Origin of the sequence: Pseudomonas sp. NY15356, from assembly GCF_048068175.1 — a bacterium.
In the GTDB taxonomy this organism is placed as follows: domain Bacteria; phylum Pseudomonadota; class Gammaproteobacteria; order Pseudomonadales; family Pseudomonadaceae; genus Aquipseudomonas; species Aquipseudomonas putida_K.
Genome location: NZ_JBLUPW010000023.1, coordinates 53,591 through 69,618, shown reverse-complemented (window position 1 = coordinate 69,618; position 16,028 = coordinate 53,591). Strand labels below are relative to the sequence as shown.

The window sequence follows — 16,028 nt, the reverse complement described above, 5'->3', positions numbered from 1 at the left end:
CCAAGGAATACCCATGCGTGTATGGATCGACGCCGACGCCTGCCCCAAGGCGGCCAAGGACCTGATCGTCAAATTCGCTCTCAAGCGCAAGTTCGAGGTCGTCCTGGTGGCCGGCCAGGCCCAGATCAAGCCCGCGTTCGCCTGTGTGCGGCTGATCGTGGTTCCCAGCGGCATGGATGCGGCTGATGACTACTTGGTGGAGAACGCCGTGCCGGGCGAGTTGGTGATCTGCAGCGACGTGCCGTTGGCCGACCGGCTGATCAAGAAAGGTGTGGCAGCGCTGGACCCGCGGGGGCGCGAGTTCGACGAGCGCAACATGGGCGAGCGGCTGGCGGTGCGCAACCTGTTCACCGAGCTGCGCGAGCAGGGGCAGGTCGGGGGAGGGCAGGCGCCTTATGGCGAGCGGGAGAAACAGGCGTTCGCCAATTCGCTGGACCGGATACTGACTCGGCTATCCAAGGGGTGAGTGATGCAGCACCTTGTAGGAGCGGCGCACCGCCGCCCCCACAAGGTGTCAGAGGCCTATTACTGCTCACCTTCGTGAGTCAGCTCCAGCACCCTATCCACCAGCTTGTAGATCCCACCGGCCGCCTCGCTGATCGACTTGGCGAGCATGTAGGCTGGGGTGGTCACCAGCTTGCGCTGGGTATCTTCGACGATGTCATGCACATCACAGTCTTCGTGGGTACCGCCCATTTTCACCACTGCTGCGCTGGTGTCGGCATCGTTGCCGATGGTACAGACCACGCCTGGGCCATAGATCTTCGCCGCCAGCGCCGGGGAAATGCAGATCAGGCCAACCGGCTTGCCGGCTTCGGCAAACGCTTCAGCCAGCGCCAGCACGTCCGGGTTCACCGTGCAGTTGGCGCCTTCGACCGCAAAGTTGGACAGGTTCTTCGCCGCGCCGAAGCCACCCGGGACGATCAAGGCGTCGAAGTCCTCGGCCTTGGCCTCGCGGATATCCTTGATGTCACCGCGGGCGATGCGCGCCGATTCCACCAGCACGTTGCGCGACTCCGGCATTTCCTGGCCGGTCAGATGATCGATCACGTGCATCTGCGCAATGTTCGGCGCGAAGCACTGCACCTGGGCGCCACGCTGATCCAGGCGCAGCAGGGTGATCACGCTTTCATGGATCTCGGCGCCATCGTAGACGCCGCAGCCAGACAGAATCACCGCAACTTTTTTTTGCATGCTCATTACTCCAGTGTCGAGGCGCTAACTGTCCTCTAGTTTGGCAGAACTCGTCACAGGGTTTCCCGCGCAGAGGCCGAAATCCTGTCTATTTGGAGTGCAGCGGCGGGGGCATGTTCCACGCCTGAACAGCGTATTGATGGCGCGAGGGGCGCTAGTGCTGGTCTGGGCCCTGTTCCTGGGAAACCGCCTCCGAGGCTTGGCTTGCCGCAGCCGCCTTGCGCTCGGCACGCAGGGTGCGGAAGCGTCGGCGCAGCCAGAGCAGGCCGCCCAACAGCAACAGGCCGCCGAGTACCCAGAGTTCATATTTCTTGACGTTGCCCAGCATGCCTTCGAGGATGGCGCCGAAGTGGTAGGCCGCCGCGCCCAAGGCCAGGGCCCAGACCGCCGCACCGATGCCGTTGAGCAGCAGGTAACGGCGTGGCGGGTAGCCGGACAGGCCGATGGCAACCGGCATCACCGTGCGCAGGCCGTAGACGAAGCGAAAGCTCAGTACCCAGATGTCCGGGTGGCGCCGAATGTGATCCAGGGCCCGATCGCCCATCGCTTGCCAGCGCGGCTTGCGTGCCAGGATCGCGCGACCATGTCGACGGCCCATGAAGTACCACAGCTGGTCGCCGGCGTAGCTGCCGAAGAACGCGGTGAGCACCACCAGATTGATGTCCATGTAACCGCGGAACGCAAGGAAGCCCGCAAGAACCAGGATGGTCTCGCCTTCAAAAAACGTGCCGAGAAAAAGGGCAAAATAGCCGAAATCCTGCAGGAATTGTTGAAGCATTTTCTGGGGTGCTAGCGAAATGAACGCGAAGCCTACCCCTTCGCGCGCGTTCGGGAAAGTGTCCAACTGTGTCTCGGCGTGAACATTTCCTACAAGAAAGACGACTCAGGCCGTCAGTCACAAGGTGCCTTTGGCTGTCATCCAGGCGTCATAATGGCTGCTTATAACTGTCGCGCCAGCCCGCCAGCGCGGGTTCAGGAGCCTTATCGTGAGCTTGCCTCGCTGCCCATTCGTCCCAGGTCGCCTTCTTGCGCCGCGACGTTCGGTCCCATTCCCCGCCCGGCGGGCCCGCAAAAATGACAAAGCGGTCTTTTCGCGTCGCAATGGACTTCAAACCAGCGAACACCGATGGCATCCTGACTCATTTCACCGCGCGTGCCGCTCAATTATCGAGAGGGTCGTAACGCCCTCCAGGAACGTCAGATGAATAACGAAGTGCTAACACCTGTCGCGATCAAGGATGCCCAGGCGGTTCCCGAAGAAATGGTACAGACCCCGCCGGACCTGCCGGAGGCTGCACAACCTGAAGCTGTGGCTCCAGCGCCTGCACCGGCCCCTGCGGTCACCATTCCAAGCCTGGACGACAGCAGCCTGTACATTCATCGCGAGCTTTCGCAACTGCAGTTCAACATCCGTGTGCTGGAGCAGGCACTGGACGAGTCCTACCCACTGCTCGAACGCCTGAAATTCCTGCTGATCTTCTCCAGCAACCTGGACGAGTTCTTCGAGATTCGCGTGGCAGGCCTTAAAAAGCAGATCACCTTCGCCCGTGAACAGGCCGGAGCTGACGGCCTGCAGCCGCACCAGGCCTTGGCGCGTATCAGCGAACTGGTGCACAGCGAGGTGGAGCGCCAGTATGCGATTCTCAACGACGTGCTGCTGCCGGAGCTGGAAAAGCACCAGATCCGCTTCATCCGCCGTCGCCACTGGAACACCAAGCTCAAGACCTGGGTGCGCCGTTTCTTCCGCGACGAGATCGCGCCGATCATCACCCCGATCGGCCTCGACCCGACGCACCCGTTCCCGCTGCTGGTCAACAAGAGCCTGAACTTCATCGTCGAGCTCGAGGGCGTCGATGCCTTTGGCCGTGACTCGGGCTTGGCCATCATCCCGGCGCCTCGCCTGCTGCCTCGGGTCATCCGTGTGCCGGAGGAAGTCGGTGGCAGCGGCGACAATTTCGTGTTCCTGTCGTCGATGATCCACGCCCACGCCGATGACCTGTTCCAGGGCATGAAGGTCAAGGGCTGCTACCAGTTCCGCCTGACCCGCAACGCGGACCTGGCGCTCGATTCCGAAGATGTCGAAGACTTGGCCCGCGCCTTGCGCGGAGAGCTGTTCTCGCGTCGTTATGGTGACGGCGTGCGCCTGGAAGTGGCCGACAATTGCCCGAAACACCTGTCCGACTACCTGCTCAAGCAGTTCAGCCTGAGCGAGAGCGAGCTGTACCAGGTCAACGGCCCGGTCAACCTGACCCGCCTGTTCAGCATCACCGGCCTGGACAGCCACCCGGAGCTGCAATACACGCCGTTCACCCCAGCTATTCCGAAGATCCTGCAAAATGCCGACAACATCTTCAGCGTGGTCGGCAAGCAGGACGTGTTGCTGATGCACCCGTTCGAATCCTTCACCCCGGTGGTCGACCTGCTGCGCCAGGCCGCCAAGGATCCGCATGTACTCGCCGTGCGCCAGACCTTGTACCGCAGTGGTGCCAACTCCGAGATCGTCGATGCGCTGGTGGACGCCGCGCGTAACGGCAAGGAAGTCACAGCAGTGATCGAGCTGCGTGCGCGTTTCGACGAAGAGTCCAACCTGCAGATGGCCAGCCGCCTGCAGGCCGCGGGTGCGGTGGTGATCTACGGCGTGGTCGGTTTCAAGACCCACGCCAAGATGATGCTGATCCTGCGCCGCGAGCAGGGTGAGATCGTGCGCTATGCCCACCTGGGCACCGGCAACTACCACGCCGGCAACGCCCGCCTGTACACCGACTATAGCCTGCTGACCTCCGACGACGCCCTGTGCGAGGACGTCGGCAAGCTGTTCAGCCAGCTGATCGGCATGGGCAAGACCCTGCGCATGAAGAAGCTGCTCCATGCACCCTTCACACTGAAGAAGGGCATGCTCGACATGATCGCGCGGGAAACGCAGTTCGCAGTCGAGGGCAAACCGGCGCACATCATCGCCAAGTTCAACTCGCTGACAGACGCCAAGGTGATCCGCGCGCTGTACAAGGCCAGCCAGGCCGGTGTGCGCATCGACCTGGTGGTGCGTGGCATGTGCTGCTTGCGCCCTGGCATCCCGGGGGTTTCGCACAACATCCAGGTGCGCTCGATCATCGGCCGCTTCCTGGAACACACGCGGGTGTTCTACTTCCTCAATGGCGGCGAGGAGCAGATGTTCCTGTCCAGCGCCGACTGGATGGAGCGCAACCTCGACAAGCGTGTCGAGACCTGCTTCCCGGTGGAGGGCAAGAAGTTGATCCTGCGGGTGAAGAAGGAACTCGAAGGCTACCTCACCGACAACACCCACGCGTGGATCCTGCAGCCGGACGGCCGCTATGTGCGCAGTACGCCGACCGGTAACCAGAACCCACGCAATGCCCAGGCGGCCTTGCTCGAGCGCTTGAGCAACCCGGTGCTGAACGTTCGATAGCGGGGGGTCGCGTTGCGGCCCTTTCGCGGCACAAGGCCGCTCCTATAGGGTGTTGCGTTCTCTGTAGGAGCGGCCTTGTGCCGCGAAAGGGGGCGAAGCCCCCCCTTGCTAATCTCAGGTCGAACTTAACGCACGCTAAGCACGAAGTTGACCCGCGCCAGCCACTGCGCCTCGTTGGCGAAGTCGGCCTGGGTCAGTTGGTTTTCTTCCAGCCAGCCGTCGGGGAACACCACTTCCAGGCTTTCCTCGCCAGCATGCAGCTCCACTTTCGGCATCTGCTGGTTGCCACGGATGTGGTGGAACAAGATGGCGAAGCGCAGCAGTACGCACAGGCGGATCAGCTGGATGCCTTCATCGCCGAATTCAGCGAACTTGTCTTTGGGAATGTTGCGCCGGTGGCCGCGCACCAGCAGGGCGAGCATCTGCTGGTCTTCGCGGGAGAAGCCGGCCAAGTCGGAGTGCTCGATCAGGTAGGCGCCGTGCTTGTGGTAGTGATAATGCGCGATATCCAGGCCTATTTCATGCACTTTGGCTGCCCAGCTCAGCAGATCGCGCCAGTTCCCTTCCTCGAGGTTCCATGCCTTGGCCACCTGGTCGAAGGCATGCAATGCCTTGCGCTCGACCCGTGCCGCCTGGCCGTTGTCCACGTGGTAGCGTTCCATCAGCGAGTTCAAGGTGCGTTCGCGCACGTCCTCGTGGTGATGGCGACCCAGCAGGTCATACAGCACACCTTCGCGCAGAGCGCCGTCGCAGTGGTCCATGCGCTGCAGTTCCAAGGCATCGAAGATAGCCTCGAGGATCGCGAGGCCTGCCGGGAAGATGGCGCGGCGGTCCGGCTTGACGCCCTCGAAGTCGATCTTGTCGGTTTCGCCCAGCTTGAACAGCTTGCGCTTGAGCGCGGCCAGGCCGTCGGCGTTGACCTCGCCGTTGCCCATGCCGTTGGCCTTGATGGCCGCACCGATGGCGCGGATAGTGCCCGAAGAGCCAATGGCCTCGTCCCAGGTCAGGCGGTGCAGGGCATTCTCGATGCTCATCAGCTCCAGGCGCGCAGCAGTATAGGCCTGGGCGTAGCGCGCCGGGGTGATCTTGCCGTCGCGGAAATAGCGCTGGGTGAAGCTGACGCAGCCCATCTGCAGGCTCTCGCGCAGCAGTGGTTCGAAGCGTTGGCCGATGATGAATTCGGTGCTGCCGCCGCCGATGTCGGCGACCAGGCGCTTGCCGGGGGTGTCGGCCAGCGTATGGGAGACGCCCAGGTAGATCAGGCGCGCTTCCTCGCGGCCGGAAATCACTTCGACCGGGTGGCCGAGGATGGCTTCGGCGCGCTGGATGAATTCGTTGCGGTTGCGCGCTTCGCGCAGGGCGTTGGTGCCGACGATGCGCACGGCGCCCGCGGGCATGCCGTTGATCAGTTGGGCGAAGCGCTTGAGGCAGTCCAGGCCCCGTTGCATGGCTTCTTCGCTGAGCTGGCGTTCTTCGTTGATGCCGGCGGCCAGCTGCACTTTTTCCCCGAGCCGCTCGAGAATGCGGATTTCGCTGAGGTGGCCCTTGGCCACGACCATATGGAAGCTGTTGGAGCCAAGGTCGATGGCGGCGATCAGAGACAGGTTCTTCGCGGTGGTATGCGGCATGATCTCGATGTTCTCGGTCGATAACCCAGCAATCCTGCCATGATCCATGGCTGGCGCCAACGCATTACAATGCTGGGTCTTGATGCAGGGCAAGGTGCCACGTACTGCCAAGACATTGGTGTGTCTGCTTCGATACGTGGCGTCTTGCACAACTATAGTTACCCTCAATCGCCAACGACTTCCTGTAGGGCGTGGCTGCGGCTATGATGGGCAACGTTTTTTATTGCTTACGACCTTGGAGATTTCCATGAGCGACAAAATCAAACACGTCACCGACGCCAGCTTCGAAGCCGAGGTACTGCAGGCTCAAGGCCCGGTGCTGGTCGACTACTGGGCCGAATGGTGCGGCCCATGCAAGATGATCGCTCCGGTCCTGGACGACATCGCTGCCACCTACGAAGGCAAACTGACCGTCGCCAAGCTGAACATCGACGAAAACCAGGAAACTCCGGCCAAGCACGGCGTGCGCGGCATCCCGACGCTGATGCTGTTCAAGAACGGCAACGTCGAGGCGACCAAGGTCGGCGCCCTGTCCAAATCCCAGCTGGCCGCGTTCCTCGACGCCCACCTGTGATATGAAAAGGCCCCGCGAATGCGGGGCTTTTTTTGGCCTGAAGGATTTGTGGGAGTGGGTTTGCCCGACAATTCACTGTTGTTCCCGCAGCTGCCTTCGCAGGTAAACCCGCTCCCACAGGGTACGATTTACCCAGCCAAAACCACTAGACGTCGAAAAAAGCAAGTGTTACATTCGGCCTCGCACTGCTTCTCCAGTGCCCTCTGCACGCCGTCGCCGAAGCATCCCTAATTCGAATCAGTACGCGATCCTGTCGCCATCTTGCGGCGCGGCCTCATTAAGCCAACGCTTAATTTCTCCCTTCTTACATGATTACGTCACTCCCCTTATGAACCTGACAGAACTCAAGCAAAAGCCGATTACCGATCTGCTGGAAATGGCCGAACAGATGGGCATCGAAAACATGGCCCGTTCGCGCAAGCAGGACGTGATTTTCGCCCTGTTGAAGAAGCACGCGAAAAGCGGCGAAGAGATCTCGGGTGACGGCGTGCTGGAAATTCTCCAGGATGGTTTCGGTTTCCTGCGTTCGGCAGATGCGTCCTATCTGGCCGGCCCTGACGACATCTATGTCTCGCCCAGCCAGATCCGTCGCTTCAACCTGCGCACCGGCGACACCATCGTCGGCAAGATCCGCCCGCCGAAGGAAGGGGAGCGTTACTTCGCCCTGCTGAAGGTCGACACCATCAACTTCGACCGTCCGGAAAACGCGAAGAACAAGATCCTGTTCGAAAACCTGACGCCGCTGTTCCCCAACGAGCGTCTGAAGATGGAGGCCGGCAACGGCTCCACCGAAGACCTCACCGGCCGCGTCATCGACCTGTGCGCCCCGATCGGCAAGGGCCAGCGTGGCCTGATCGTCGCCCCGCCGAAGGCGGGCAAGACCATCATGCTGCAGAACATCGCTGCCAACATCACCCGTAACAACCCCGAGTGCCACCTGATCGTCCTGCTGATCGACGAGCGCCCGGAAGAAGTGACCGAGATGCAACGCACCGTGCGTGGCGAAGTGGTCGCTTCCACCTTCGACGAGCCGCCGACCCGCCACGTGCAGGTAGCCGAGATGGTCATCGAGAAGGCCAAGCGCCTGGTCGAGCACAAGAAGGACGTGGTCATCCTGCTCGACTCCATCACCCGTCTGGCCCGTGCCTACAACACCGTGATCCCGAGCTCCGGCAAAGTGCTGACCGGTGGTGTCGATGCCCATGCCCTGGAAAAGCCGAAGCGCTTCTTTGGTGCCGCCCGTAACATCGAGGAAGGCGGTTCGCTGACCATCATCGCCACCGCGCTGGTCGAAACCGGCTCGAAGATGGACGAGGTGATCTACGAAGAATTCAAGGGTACCGGCAACATGGAACTGCCGCTGGACCGCCGCATCGCCGAGAAGCGCGTGTTCCCGGCCATCAACATCAACAAGTCCGGTACCCGCCGTGAAGAGCTGCTGACCGCCGACGACGAACTGCAGCGCATGTGGATCCTGCGCAAGCTGCTGCACCCGATGGACGAAGTCGCGGCCATCGAGTTCCTGGTCGACAAGCTCAAGCAGACCAAGACCAACGACGAGTTCTTCCTGTCGATGAAGCGCAAGTAAGCGTTTCTAGCTGGAATTGATTGGGGCTGCTTTGCAACCCATCGCGGGACAAGCCCGCTCCTACAGGTATCACACCGATCCTGTAGGAGCGGGCTTGTCCCGCGATGGGGCGCGAAGCGGCCCCGATTCATTTTCGCCCCAACAAAACGCCGAACGGCGCTACACTCAGCACCCCCGACCGATACGGCCAACCACGAGGCACATGCATGCAGTATCGCGACTTGCGCGACTTCATCCGTGGCCTGGAACAGCGCGGTGAACTCAAGCGCATCCAGGTTCCGATCTCCCCTGTCCTGGAAATGACCGAAGTCTGCGACCGCACGCTGCGCGCCAAAGGCCCGGCGCTGCTGTTCGAAAAGCCCACCGGCTTCGACATGCCGGTGCTGGGCAACCTGTTCGGCACGCCGGAGCGCGTGGCTATGGGCATGGGGGCCGAGTCGGTCGACGAACTGCGTGAAATCGGCAAGCTGCTGGCCTTCCTCAAGGAGCCAGAGCCGCCGAAGGGTCTGAAGGACGCCTGGTCCAAGCTGCCGATCTTCAAGAAAGTCGTGTCGATGGCCCCGAAGGTGGTCAAGGATGCGGTGTGCCAGGAGGTGGTGGTCGAAGGCGAGGATGTCGACCTCACCCAACTGCCCATCCAGCACTGCTGGCCGGGCGACGTAGCGCCGCTGATCACCTGGGGGCTGACCGTCACCCGTGGCCCCAACAAGGACCGCCAGAACCTCGGCATCTACCGACAACAGTTGATCGGCCGCAACAAGGTGATCATGCGTTGGCTGAGCCACCGGGGCGGTGCCCTGGACTACCGTGAATGGTGCGAAAAGCACCCCGGCCAACCGTTCCCGGTGGCCGTGGCCCTGGGCGCGGACCCGGCGACCATCCTCGGCGCCGTGACGCCGGTGCCGGATACGCTATCGGAATATGCCTTCGCCGGCCTGCTGCGCGGTAACCGCACCGAGCTGGTCAAGTGCCGGGGCAGCGACCTGCAGGTGCCGGCCACCGCCGAGATCATTCTCGAAGGCGTGATCCACCCGGGCGAAATGGCCCCGGAAGGCCCTTACGGCGACCATACCGGCTACTACAACGAAGTGGACAGCTTCCCGGTGTTCACCGTCGAGCGCATCACCCACCGCCAGAAGCCGATCTACCACAGCACCTACACCGGCCGTCCACCGGATGAACCGGCGATCCTGGGCGTGGCGCTGAACGAAGTGTTCGTGCCGATCCTGCAGAAGCAGTTCCCGGAAATCGTCGACTTCTACCTGCCGCCGGAGGGGTGCTCGTACCGCATGGCGGTGGTGACCATGAAAAAGCAGTACCCGGGCCACGCCAAGCGCGTGATGCTGGGTGTCTGGTCGTTCCTGCGACAGTTCATGTACACCAAATTCGTTATCGTCACCGACGACGACATCAACGCCCGCGACTGGAACGACGTGATCTGGGCCATCACCACGCGCATGGACCCCAAGCGTGATACGGTGATGATCGACAACACGCCGATCGACTACCTGGACTTCGCGTCACCGGTATCGGGCCTGGGTTCGAAGATGGGCCTGGACGCTACGCACAAGTGGCCGGGCGAGACTACACGCGAATGGGGCCGTGCCATCGTCAAGGACGAGGCCGTCACCCGCCGTATCGATGAGCTGTGGGATCAGTTGGGAATAGATTGATGCAGGTAACCTTGCAGCCGTCCGGGGCGGTATTGGCAATCGAGCCCGGGGAGAGAATTCTGGACGCCGCGCGGCGCCTGGGCTACGACTGCCCGAACAGCTGCCGCAACGGCAATTGCCACGTCTGTGCCGCCTTGCTGGTGGACGGGCGGGTGCGCCAGGAAGGTGAAGTGCGCGACCACGGCGAGCTGTTCACCTGCATCGCCGAGCCGCTGGAAGATTGCGTATTGCTCTGGGACGGCGTATTGGCCCTGGGCGAGCTGCCGGTGCGCAAGCTGGCCTGCACCGTGAGCGAATGCGTAGAGGTCGGTGGCGACGTCTGGCGTGTGCGCCTGCGTGCACCGGCAGGCAAACCGCCCCGCTACCATGCCGGGCAATACCTGATGATCGAGCGCGACGGCGCCGACAAGGCCGCGTTCTCCCTGGCCTCGGCGCCCCATGGCGGGCGAGACCTGGAACTGCACGTGCTGGCGCGGGAAAACAGCGCTCTGCAGCTGCTGGCCCAATTGCAGCGCGACGGTGTCGCGCGCATCGAAATGCCATTCGGCGACACTCATCTGGCTGAGCTGCCGGACGGGCCATTGGTGCTAATCGCCGCCGGTACCGGCATGGGCCAGATGCACAGCCTGGTCGAGCACTGCCGTGCCCAAGGGTTCAAGCATCCGGTGCACCTCTATTGGGGGGTGCGTCGGCCTGAGGATTTCTACCAGATCGAACACTGGGCCGAATGGCAACGCCTGCCCAACCTGTTCCTGCACAAAGTGGTGAGCGACCTGTGCAGTTGGGAGGGGCGCTGCGGGTTGCTGCATGAGGCGGTCTGCGAAGACATCGCCGACCTGAACCAGGTGCATGTCTATGCCAGTGGTTCGCCGAACATGGTCTACGCCACCCTAGATGCCCTGGTCGAGGCGGGCATGGACGCGCATCGCATGCGCGCCGATGTGTTTGCCTACGCCCCCCGAGGCTGAAAGTGCACGGCACACTGCAACGGTGTGCCGTTCTTTATAACTCGCGTTACCCCAAAGGATTATAAGGCGATTATTATTGCGGGCGCTGTTAATAACTTTCGCCCCCCAACGGAACAATACCTGTCTATATTGATTTTCATGGCAGTCAAGTACGGGACGCAGGCTGTACAAGGGGCTTGAATGCGCGGTGCTTTCTGCCGTACGGTAAGTCCAGTGAAGCGCCATTACGTTACAGTGATGGCCTTCAGAAGTTTACGGGGAATCATGGCGGCAGCATCATGTCGACACTTGAAAGTTCGTCCTGGCAGGTAACTTATCCTCCTTCGCTGGATTTCGGCCAGCAACTGACCCGCGACCAATTGCACCATTCAATGAAACTGACCATGTCGCGCCATGAAGGCGGGCCGGTGTGGTTGTTCGCCTATGGGTCATTGATCTGGCGGCCAGAGTGCAATTCGGTCGAGCGTCAGCGGGCCCGGGTACATGGCTATCACCGAGGGCTGTATTTGTGGTCCCACGAGCACCGCGGCACACCGGAGTGTCCAGGGCTGGTGTTCGGGCTGGACCGAGGTGGTTCGTGCAGCGGCTTTGCCTACCGCCTGGATGAACGCAACCTGGACGATTCGTTGATGGCCCTGTGGCAGCGGGAGATGCCTTACCCCGCCTACCGACCGCACTGGCTCAGCTGCCGGTTGGGTGATGGCAGCAAGGTCCAGGCGCTGGGCTTCGTGTTGGAGCGTCACCTGCCGTGCTATGCGGGGAACCTGCCGGACACCCTGCTCAGCCAGATCCTGGCCAGCGCCAAAGGGCGCTATGGCAGCACCCGCGACTATGTCGAGCAGACACTAAATGCCTTGCGCAGCCACCAGATGCCGGATCGCAACCTAGAGGCGCGCTTCCACCGGTGCCATAACCTGCGTGAGGTATAGGCAGGCCTGGCGCAATCGCGGGGCAAGCCCGCACCCACAAAGGCTGCACCGCTTTTCTGTAGGAGCGGCCTTGTGCCGCGATGGGCTGCAAAGCAGCCCCGTGCCTAGCGAGCCACCACCACCAACTTGCCCACCGCCTGCCGCTGCGCCAACCGCTCGATGGCCGCCCCGGCCTCGGCCAGTGGATAGGTCTGCGACACCAGCGGCTTGAGCTTGCCCTCGGCATGCCAGGCAAACAACTGTCGGAAGTTGGCAGCATTGTCTTCAGGCTGGCGCTGGGCAAACGCACCCCAGAACACGCCAATCACCGCCGCGCCCTTGAGCAGTGTCAGGTTCACCGGCAATTGCGGTATGGTCCCGCTGGCAAACCCCACCACCAGCATCCGACCGTTCCACGCTAGGCCTCGTACCGCCTGCTCGAACAGTTCGCCACCGACTGGGTCGTAGACCACGTCCACGCCCTGGTCGCCGGTCAGGCGCTTGATTTCGTCGCGCAGGCTGGCCTGGCGGTAGTCGATCAGCTCATCGGCTCCTGCTGCTTTGGCTGCCGCGAGCTTTTCGGCGTTGCTGGCAGCGGCGATCACACGGGCGCCCATGGCCTTGCCGATCTCCACCGCCGCCAGGCCAACGCCTCCCGATGCACCCAGTACCAACAAAGTTTCCCCGGCCTTGAGCTGGCCACGTTGGGCCAGTGCGTGCATCGAGGTGCCGTAGGCCATGCCGAAGGCCGCAGCGGTGGTGAAATCCATGGTGGTGGGGATCGGCAACACATTGTAGAAGGGCACGGCCACCTGCTCGGCGAAGGCCCCCCAGCCGGTCAGGGCCATGACCCGGTCACCGATTTTGAAATCGCCTGCCTTCTCTCCGATTGCAGCCACCACGCCCGCAGCCTCGCCGCCTGGCGAGAAGGGCAGAGGCGGTTGGAACTGGTACTTGCCTTCGATGATCAAGGTGTCGGGGAAGTTGACGCCTGCGGCATGCACGTCCAGCACGATCTCGTTGCGCTTGGGGGCCGGGCTCGCCACCTCTTCCAGCACCAGGGCGCTCGCCGGGCCGAGGGTCTTGCACAACACTGCTTTCATCGGGGCTATTCCTTTGCGTGCGTTGGCCGATAAGTGTAGGAGGGGCGCAGGCCAGGTCAACGAGCATGGCCCGCCCTGATGGGGCGGCATAAGCCCGGGCTTGGGTTTGAGCGGTGTGCTGGGTAAGCTGGCGCCAATTGTATTGAGGAGCGAATTCGTGAAAGCGTGGATCTTGATGATGCTGGCCCTGCTGCTGCCGGCCATGGCGGTGGCCGAGGAAGGCAAGGACGGTGAGCCCAAGGTTTCCTACATCAACCTCAGCCCACCTTTCGTTGGCAACTACGCCCTTGATGGCGGCCCCAAGCTGCGCGTGTACAAGGCCGACGTGGCCTTGCGTGTGACCGGCGACGCTGCGGCTGCCGCGGTCAAGCACCACGAGCCGCTGATTCGCAACCAGCTGGTGGCACTGTTCACCCAGCAGGGGCTGGAGAACATGAGCAATGTCGAGGCCAAGGAGAAGCTGCGCCAGGAAGCGCTCAAGCAGGTGCAGCAGGTGATGGAGAGCGAGGAAGGCAAGCCGATCGTCGAAGACCTGTTGTTCAACAACCTGATCGTGCAGTGAATGGCTTCAGAGATTTGTAAGCCGTGCGATCGAGCGCCGCGTGGGCGGCGCTCGATCGAAAGCGCGGCGCAACACTCAAGCCAAATTCAGCGCGCCAGCGCAACAATCGCCGCCCACTGCTCGGCAGTTACCGGCATCACCGATAACCGGCTGCCCTTTTGCACCAGCGGCAATTCGGCAAGCGCGGCTTGTTGCTTGAGCAGCCCAAGCCCCAGTACCTGCTTGAACGTTTTCACGTGAGTGACGTCGACCGCGCTCCAAGGGTTCTTCTCGGCGTTGGCCTTGGCGTCGAAGTAGTGGCTTTCGGGATCCAGGGCGGTCGGGTCGGGGTAGGCCGCTGCGCTGATGCGGGCGATCCCGGCGATCCCGGGCTGTGGGCAGCTGGAGTGATAGAAGAAGAACTCGTCACCGACGTTCATGGCACGCAGGAAGTTGCGCGCCTGGTAGTTGCGCACCCCGTCCCAGCGCGTCTGGCCGAGGCGCGCCAGGGCATCGATGGAAAGCTCGTCGGGCTCGGATTTCATCAGCCAATAGGCCATGGAGACGGCTCCTGAAAAAATTTGAAATAACATGTTGCATGAAACCGACAGTCGGTTGACGTCAAGGTTTGCGTGTCGCCTCACGTTGTCGGAAAATGCGCCGATTTTAAAGCTCGACGCTCCGGCAGCACCAAGAAGGTTGCCGAGCCTGACTGTTTGCCTTAGGGGGGCATTCATCCATGAACCAACGCAAACCGGACTTGCTCTGGATCCTGGTCTTCATCTTCGGCCTGGGTGTCGTCACCACGGGCTATGCGCAGAGTTTCTGGGAGCGTAAGGCTGACGCTGCCTATCAGATGCCGGTCGAGCCTACCCAGCAGCAGCGCTGATTCCGTCGCTGGCACCGGTCAAGCCGGTGCCAGGTACCAACCGCGGTCCGAGACCGTCCCCTTGAGCGGTACATCCCAACTGGCCTGGGCCAGGCGTTCCACCTTCTGGCATTCGTGGGCAAGGCCCAGCAGCAGCGGTTTCTTCCACACCTTGCGTCGTGCCTGGTAGGCCAGGCTGCGGTCATAGAAGCCGCCACCCATGCCCAGGCGCCCACCGATTTCATCGAAGCCGACCAATGGCAGCAGGATCAGGTCCAGCGACCAGATCGGCCGTTGGCGCTTGCGTTCGATCAGCGGCTCTGGAATGCGGAAACGGTTGGGCCGCAGCTTCTCGCCTTGCTCGAAGCGCTGGAAGACCATGCGCGTGCGTGGCCAGGCATGCAGCACCGGCAGATAGGTGCGCTTGCCGCGTCGCTGGGCTTCGCGCAGCAGCAGGCGCGGGTCTATCTCCCCGTCATTGGGAAGGTACAGGGCAATGTGCCGGGCGCGGCGAAACAGGGGGTGCTGGGCCAGCTGACGATACAGGCCGAGCGAAGCCTGGCGTTGCTGGGCAGGTGTCAGCGCGCGGCGGGCATTGCGAAGCAGGCGGCGGAGTTGAGGGCGGGTGAGCGGCGCGGTGTCGGTCATGGCACGTGCGTTCCCAGGTGTACCGGCCGCCATGGCGGCTAGACGAAATTGCCCGCCGGAGGAGGCGGGCAAGCAAAAATTCAGGCTCCCCGATGAAACCGCTATCGGTGTAGCCCTTGAACCCGAAAGTTCAAGGTGGAGATTGCAGGGGGCGTTAAGGCTTTCCGTCGGGCGGACATGCACACCGGCCCCAGCGTGCAACCCCCGTGGTTGTGCGTATCGGCTCAGGGACATAACCGACTGGCGCATCCCCCAGGGAGTGGCGCCAGTATACCAATCTCAGCCGATTTTGGTATCCGTGTCGTCGGACAGCGCCTGGTCGACTCGCTCCAGCAAGTCGCGCACCTGCTCGCGGGTGGTGCCGCTGGCGGCGACATCCGGGCGTTCCTGGCGGTGCAGCAGTTCGTGGGTGATGTTCAGCGCGGCCATGACGGCGATGCGGTCGGCGCCGATCACCTTGCCGCTGCTGCGGATCTCGCGCATCTTGCCATCCAGGTAGCGTGCGGCACTGATCAGGTTGTTGCGTTCTTCCGGCGGGCAGATGATCGAGTATTCCTTGTCGAGGATCTGGACGGTGACGCTATTGCTTGAACTCATGAGTCTTGCTCCAGGGCCTTGAGGCGTAAAATCATCGACTCGACCTTGCGCCTTGCGATCTCGTTCTTTTCGATGAGGTGGGCGCGCTCCTCGCGCCAGGATTTTTCCTGAGCTACTAGGAGTGCATTTTGGCGTTTTAGTTGCTCGACACGCTCGATGAGCGATTCGAATCGGCTCATCAGTGCCTGCAGGTCGTTCTCTGGCATGGGTTGCACTCGATTCGCTCCCTCGTTGACTGCCCGGCGATCATGCCTGTTCCGGGGGCGGTACGGCCAGTGCTGATGGTCTTGGCGCGCCTGCCGGTGCTAGGA

General features: G+C 62.3%; 17 protein-coding genes and 1 other RNA gene. 9 read left to right on the top strand and 9 right to left on the bottom strand.

Translation table 11 applies throughout. The features are described from left to right. Positions 1–13: 13 nt before the first annotated feature. Positions 14–466: a YaiI/YqxD family protein gene (locus ACNFCI_RS17880; protein WP_084856585.1), complete on the top strand. Its 453-nt coding sequence runs from the start codon at positions 14–16 to the stop codon at positions 464–466. Between the two features lie 59 nt (positions 467–525). On the opposite strand, the gene elbB is transcribed toward ACNFCI_RS17880, so the two are convergent. After that, positions 526–1,194, bottom strand: coding sequence for an isoprenoid biosynthesis glyoxalase ElbB (gene elbB, locus ACNFCI_RS17875; RefSeq protein ID WP_084856584.1), 669 nt, complete (start codon positions 1,192–1,194; stop codon positions 526–528). A gap of 154 nt (positions 1,195–1,348) precedes the next feature. Then, positions 1,349–1,972, bottom strand: coding sequence for a DedA family protein (locus tag ACNFCI_RS17870; protein ID WP_084856582.1), 624 nt, complete (start codon positions 1,970–1,972; stop codon positions 1,349–1,351). Between the two features lie 423 nt (positions 1,973–2,395). On the opposite strand from ACNFCI_RS17870, the gene ppk1 reads away from it, so the two are divergent. Beyond that, positions 2,396–4,621, top strand: a complete 2,226-nt coding sequence (gene ppk1, locus ACNFCI_RS17865) for a polyphosphate kinase 1 (RefSeq protein WP_368829074.1) — start codon at positions 2,396–2,398, stop codon at positions 4,619–4,621. 125 nt (positions 4,622–4,746) lie between these two features. Here ppk1 and ppx read toward each other — a convergent pair whose 3' ends face one another. After that, positions 4,747–6,249: an exopolyphosphatase gene (gene ppx, locus ACNFCI_RS17860; RefSeq protein WP_368829089.1), complete on the bottom strand. Its 1,503-nt coding sequence runs from the start codon at positions 6,247–6,249 to the stop codon at positions 4,747–4,749. 247 nt (positions 6,250–6,496) lie between these two features. Here ppx and trxA point away from each other — a divergent pair, with 247 nt between their 5' ends. The 5 genes from trxA (at position 6,497) to ACNFCI_RS17835 (ending at position 11,981) form a co-directional block, all read left to right on the top strand. Beyond that, the gene (gene trxA, locus ACNFCI_RS17855) at positions 6,497–6,823 is read left to right on the top strand and encodes a thioredoxin TrxA (protein ID WP_056794137.1); all 327 of its coding nucleotides are present in this window, start codon (positions 6,497–6,499) and stop codon (positions 6,821–6,823) included. 328 nt (positions 6,824–7,151) lie between these two features. Then, positions 7,152–8,411, top strand: a complete 1,260-nt coding sequence (rho, locus tag ACNFCI_RS17850) for a transcription termination factor Rho (RefSeq protein ID WP_043212134.1) — start codon at positions 7,152–7,154, stop codon at positions 8,409–8,411. Positions 8,412–8,617: 206 nt separating this feature from the next. Continuing rightward, positions 8,618–10,084 (top strand): 4-hydroxy-3-polyprenylbenzoate decarboxylase, encoded by a 1,467-nt coding sequence (gene ubiD, locus ACNFCI_RS17845; RefSeq protein ID WP_023382977.1) that lies wholly within the window; start codon positions 8,618–8,620, stop codon positions 10,082–10,084. After that, positions 10,084–11,052 (top strand): CDP-6-deoxy-delta-3,4-glucoseen reductase, encoded by a 969-nt coding sequence (locus tag ACNFCI_RS17840; protein ID WP_324815979.1) that lies wholly within the window; start codon positions 10,084–10,086, stop codon positions 11,050–11,052. The genes ubiD and ACNFCI_RS17840 overlap by 1 nt, the downstream gene beginning before the upstream one ends. Positions 11,053–11,330: 278 nt before the next feature. Then, positions 11,331–11,981 carry a gamma-glutamylcyclotransferase gene (locus ACNFCI_RS17835; RefSeq protein ID WP_084856575.1) on the top strand — a complete coding sequence of 217 codons (651 nt, stop codon included), beginning with the start codon at positions 11,331–11,333 and terminating at the stop codon, positions 11,979–11,981. Between the two features lie 104 nt (positions 11,982–12,085). Here ACNFCI_RS17835 and ACNFCI_RS17830 read toward each other — a convergent pair whose 3' ends face one another. Beyond that, complete coding sequence (locus ACNFCI_RS17830; RefSeq protein ID WP_368829073.1) at positions 12,086–13,063, bottom strand: NADPH:quinone oxidoreductase family protein; 978 nt, start codon at positions 13,061–13,063, stop codon at positions 12,086–12,088. 157 nt (positions 13,064–13,220) lie between these two features. On the opposite strand from ACNFCI_RS17830, the gene ACNFCI_RS17825 reads away from it, so the two are divergent. Continuing rightward, the gene (locus ACNFCI_RS17825) at positions 13,221–13,625 is read left to right on the top strand and encodes a flagellar basal body-associated protein FliL (RefSeq protein ID WP_084856572.1); all 405 of its coding nucleotides are present in this window, start codon (positions 13,221–13,223) and stop codon (positions 13,623–13,625) included. Between the two features lie 86 nt (positions 13,626–13,711). On the opposite strand, the gene ACNFCI_RS17820 is transcribed toward ACNFCI_RS17825, so the two are convergent. Next, complete coding sequence (locus ACNFCI_RS17820) at positions 13,712–14,164, bottom strand: EVE domain-containing protein (protein WP_368829072.1); 453 nt, start codon at positions 14,162–14,164, stop codon at positions 13,712–13,714. A gap of 179 nt (positions 14,165–14,343) precedes the next feature. On the opposite strand from ACNFCI_RS17820, the gene ACNFCI_RS17815 reads away from it, so the two are divergent. Next, positions 14,344–14,493, top strand: coding sequence for a hypothetical protein (locus ACNFCI_RS17815; protein WP_172403010.1), 150 nt, complete (start codon positions 14,344–14,346; stop codon positions 14,491–14,493). A gap of 18 nt (positions 14,494–14,511) precedes the next feature. Here the strand turns inward: ACNFCI_RS17815 and ACNFCI_RS17810 are convergent, their stop codons facing one another. The 4 genes from ACNFCI_RS17810 to ACNFCI_RS17795 all read right to left on the bottom strand — a co-directional run bounded on the left by ACNFCI_RS17810 (position 14,512) and on the right by ACNFCI_RS17795 (position 15,923). Next, positions 14,512–15,120, bottom strand: a complete 609-nt coding sequence (locus ACNFCI_RS17810) for a 5-formyltetrahydrofolate cyclo-ligase (RefSeq protein ID WP_368829071.1) — start codon at positions 15,118–15,120, stop codon at positions 14,512–14,514. Between the two features lie 82 nt (positions 15,121–15,202). Continuing rightward, positions 15,203–15,382, bottom strand: a non-coding RNA gene (ssrS, locus tag ACNFCI_RS17805) — 6S RNA. Between the two features lie 17 nt (positions 15,383–15,399). Further along, complete coding sequence (locus tag ACNFCI_RS17800; RefSeq protein WP_084856567.1) at positions 15,400–15,717, bottom strand: cell division protein ZapA; 318 nt, start codon at positions 15,715–15,717, stop codon at positions 15,400–15,402. Beyond that, positions 15,714–15,923: a TIGR02449 family protein gene (locus tag ACNFCI_RS17795; protein ID WP_084856565.1), complete on the bottom strand. Its 210-nt coding sequence runs from the start codon at positions 15,921–15,923 to the stop codon at positions 15,714–15,716. Before ACNFCI_RS17795 ends, ACNFCI_RS17800 begins: the two co-directional genes overlap by 4 nt. Between the last annotated feature and the right edge of the window lie 105 nt (positions 15,924–16,028).

Coding starts and splice junctions, on each gene's coding strand:
- ACNFCI_RS17880 (WP_084856585.1), top strand. CDS start 14: ATGCGTGTATGGATCGACGCCGACGCCTGCCCCAAGGCGGCCAAGGAC.
- elbB (WP_084856584.1), bottom strand. CDS start 1,194: ATGCAAAAAAAAGTTGCGGTGATTCTGTCTGGCTGCGGCGTCTACGAT.
- ACNFCI_RS17870 (WP_084856582.1), bottom strand. CDS start 1,972: ATGCTTCAACAATTCCTGCAGGATTTCGGCTATTTTGCCCTTTTTCTC.
- ppk1 (WP_368829074.1), top strand. CDS start 2,396: ATGAATAACGAAGTGCTAACACCTGTCGCGATCAAGGATGCCCAGGCG.
- ppx (WP_368829089.1), bottom strand. CDS start 6,249: ATGCCGCATACCACCGCGAAGAACCTGTCTCTGATCGCCGCCATCGAC.
- trxA (WP_056794137.1), top strand. CDS start 6,497: ATGAGCGACAAAATCAAACACGTCACCGACGCCAGCTTCGAAGCCGAG.
- rho (WP_043212134.1), top strand. CDS start 7,152: ATGAACCTGACAGAACTCAAGCAAAAGCCGATTACCGATCTGCTGGAA.
- ubiD (WP_023382977.1), top strand. CDS start 8,618: ATGCAGTATCGCGACTTGCGCGACTTCATCCGTGGCCTGGAACAGCGC.
- ACNFCI_RS17840 (WP_324815979.1), top strand. CDS start 10,084: ATGCAGGTAACCTTGCAGCCGTCCGGGGCGGTATTGGCAATCGAGCCC.
- ACNFCI_RS17835 (WP_084856575.1), top strand. CDS start 11,331: ATGTCGACACTTGAAAGTTCGTCCTGGCAGGTAACTTATCCTCCTTCG.
- ACNFCI_RS17830 (WP_368829073.1), bottom strand. CDS start 13,063: ATGAAAGCAGTGTTGTGCAAGACCCTCGGCCCGGCGAGCGCCCTGGTG.
- ACNFCI_RS17820 (WP_368829072.1), bottom strand. CDS start 14,164: ATGGCCTATTGGCTGATGAAATCCGAGCCCGACGAGCTTTCCATCGAT.
- ACNFCI_RS17815 (WP_172403010.1), top strand. CDS start 14,344: ATGAACCAACGCAAACCGGACTTGCTCTGGATCCTGGTCTTCATCTTC.
- ACNFCI_RS17810 (WP_368829071.1), bottom strand. CDS start 15,120: ATGACCGACACCGCGCCGCTCACCCGCCCTCAACTCCGCCGCCTGCTT.
- ACNFCI_RS17800 (WP_084856567.1), bottom strand. CDS start 15,717: ATGAGTTCAAGCAATAGCGTCACCGTCCAGATCCTCGACAAGGAATAC.
- ACNFCI_RS17795 (WP_084856565.1), bottom strand. CDS start 15,923: ATGCCAGAGAACGACCTGCAGGCACTGATGAGCCGATTCGAATCGCTC.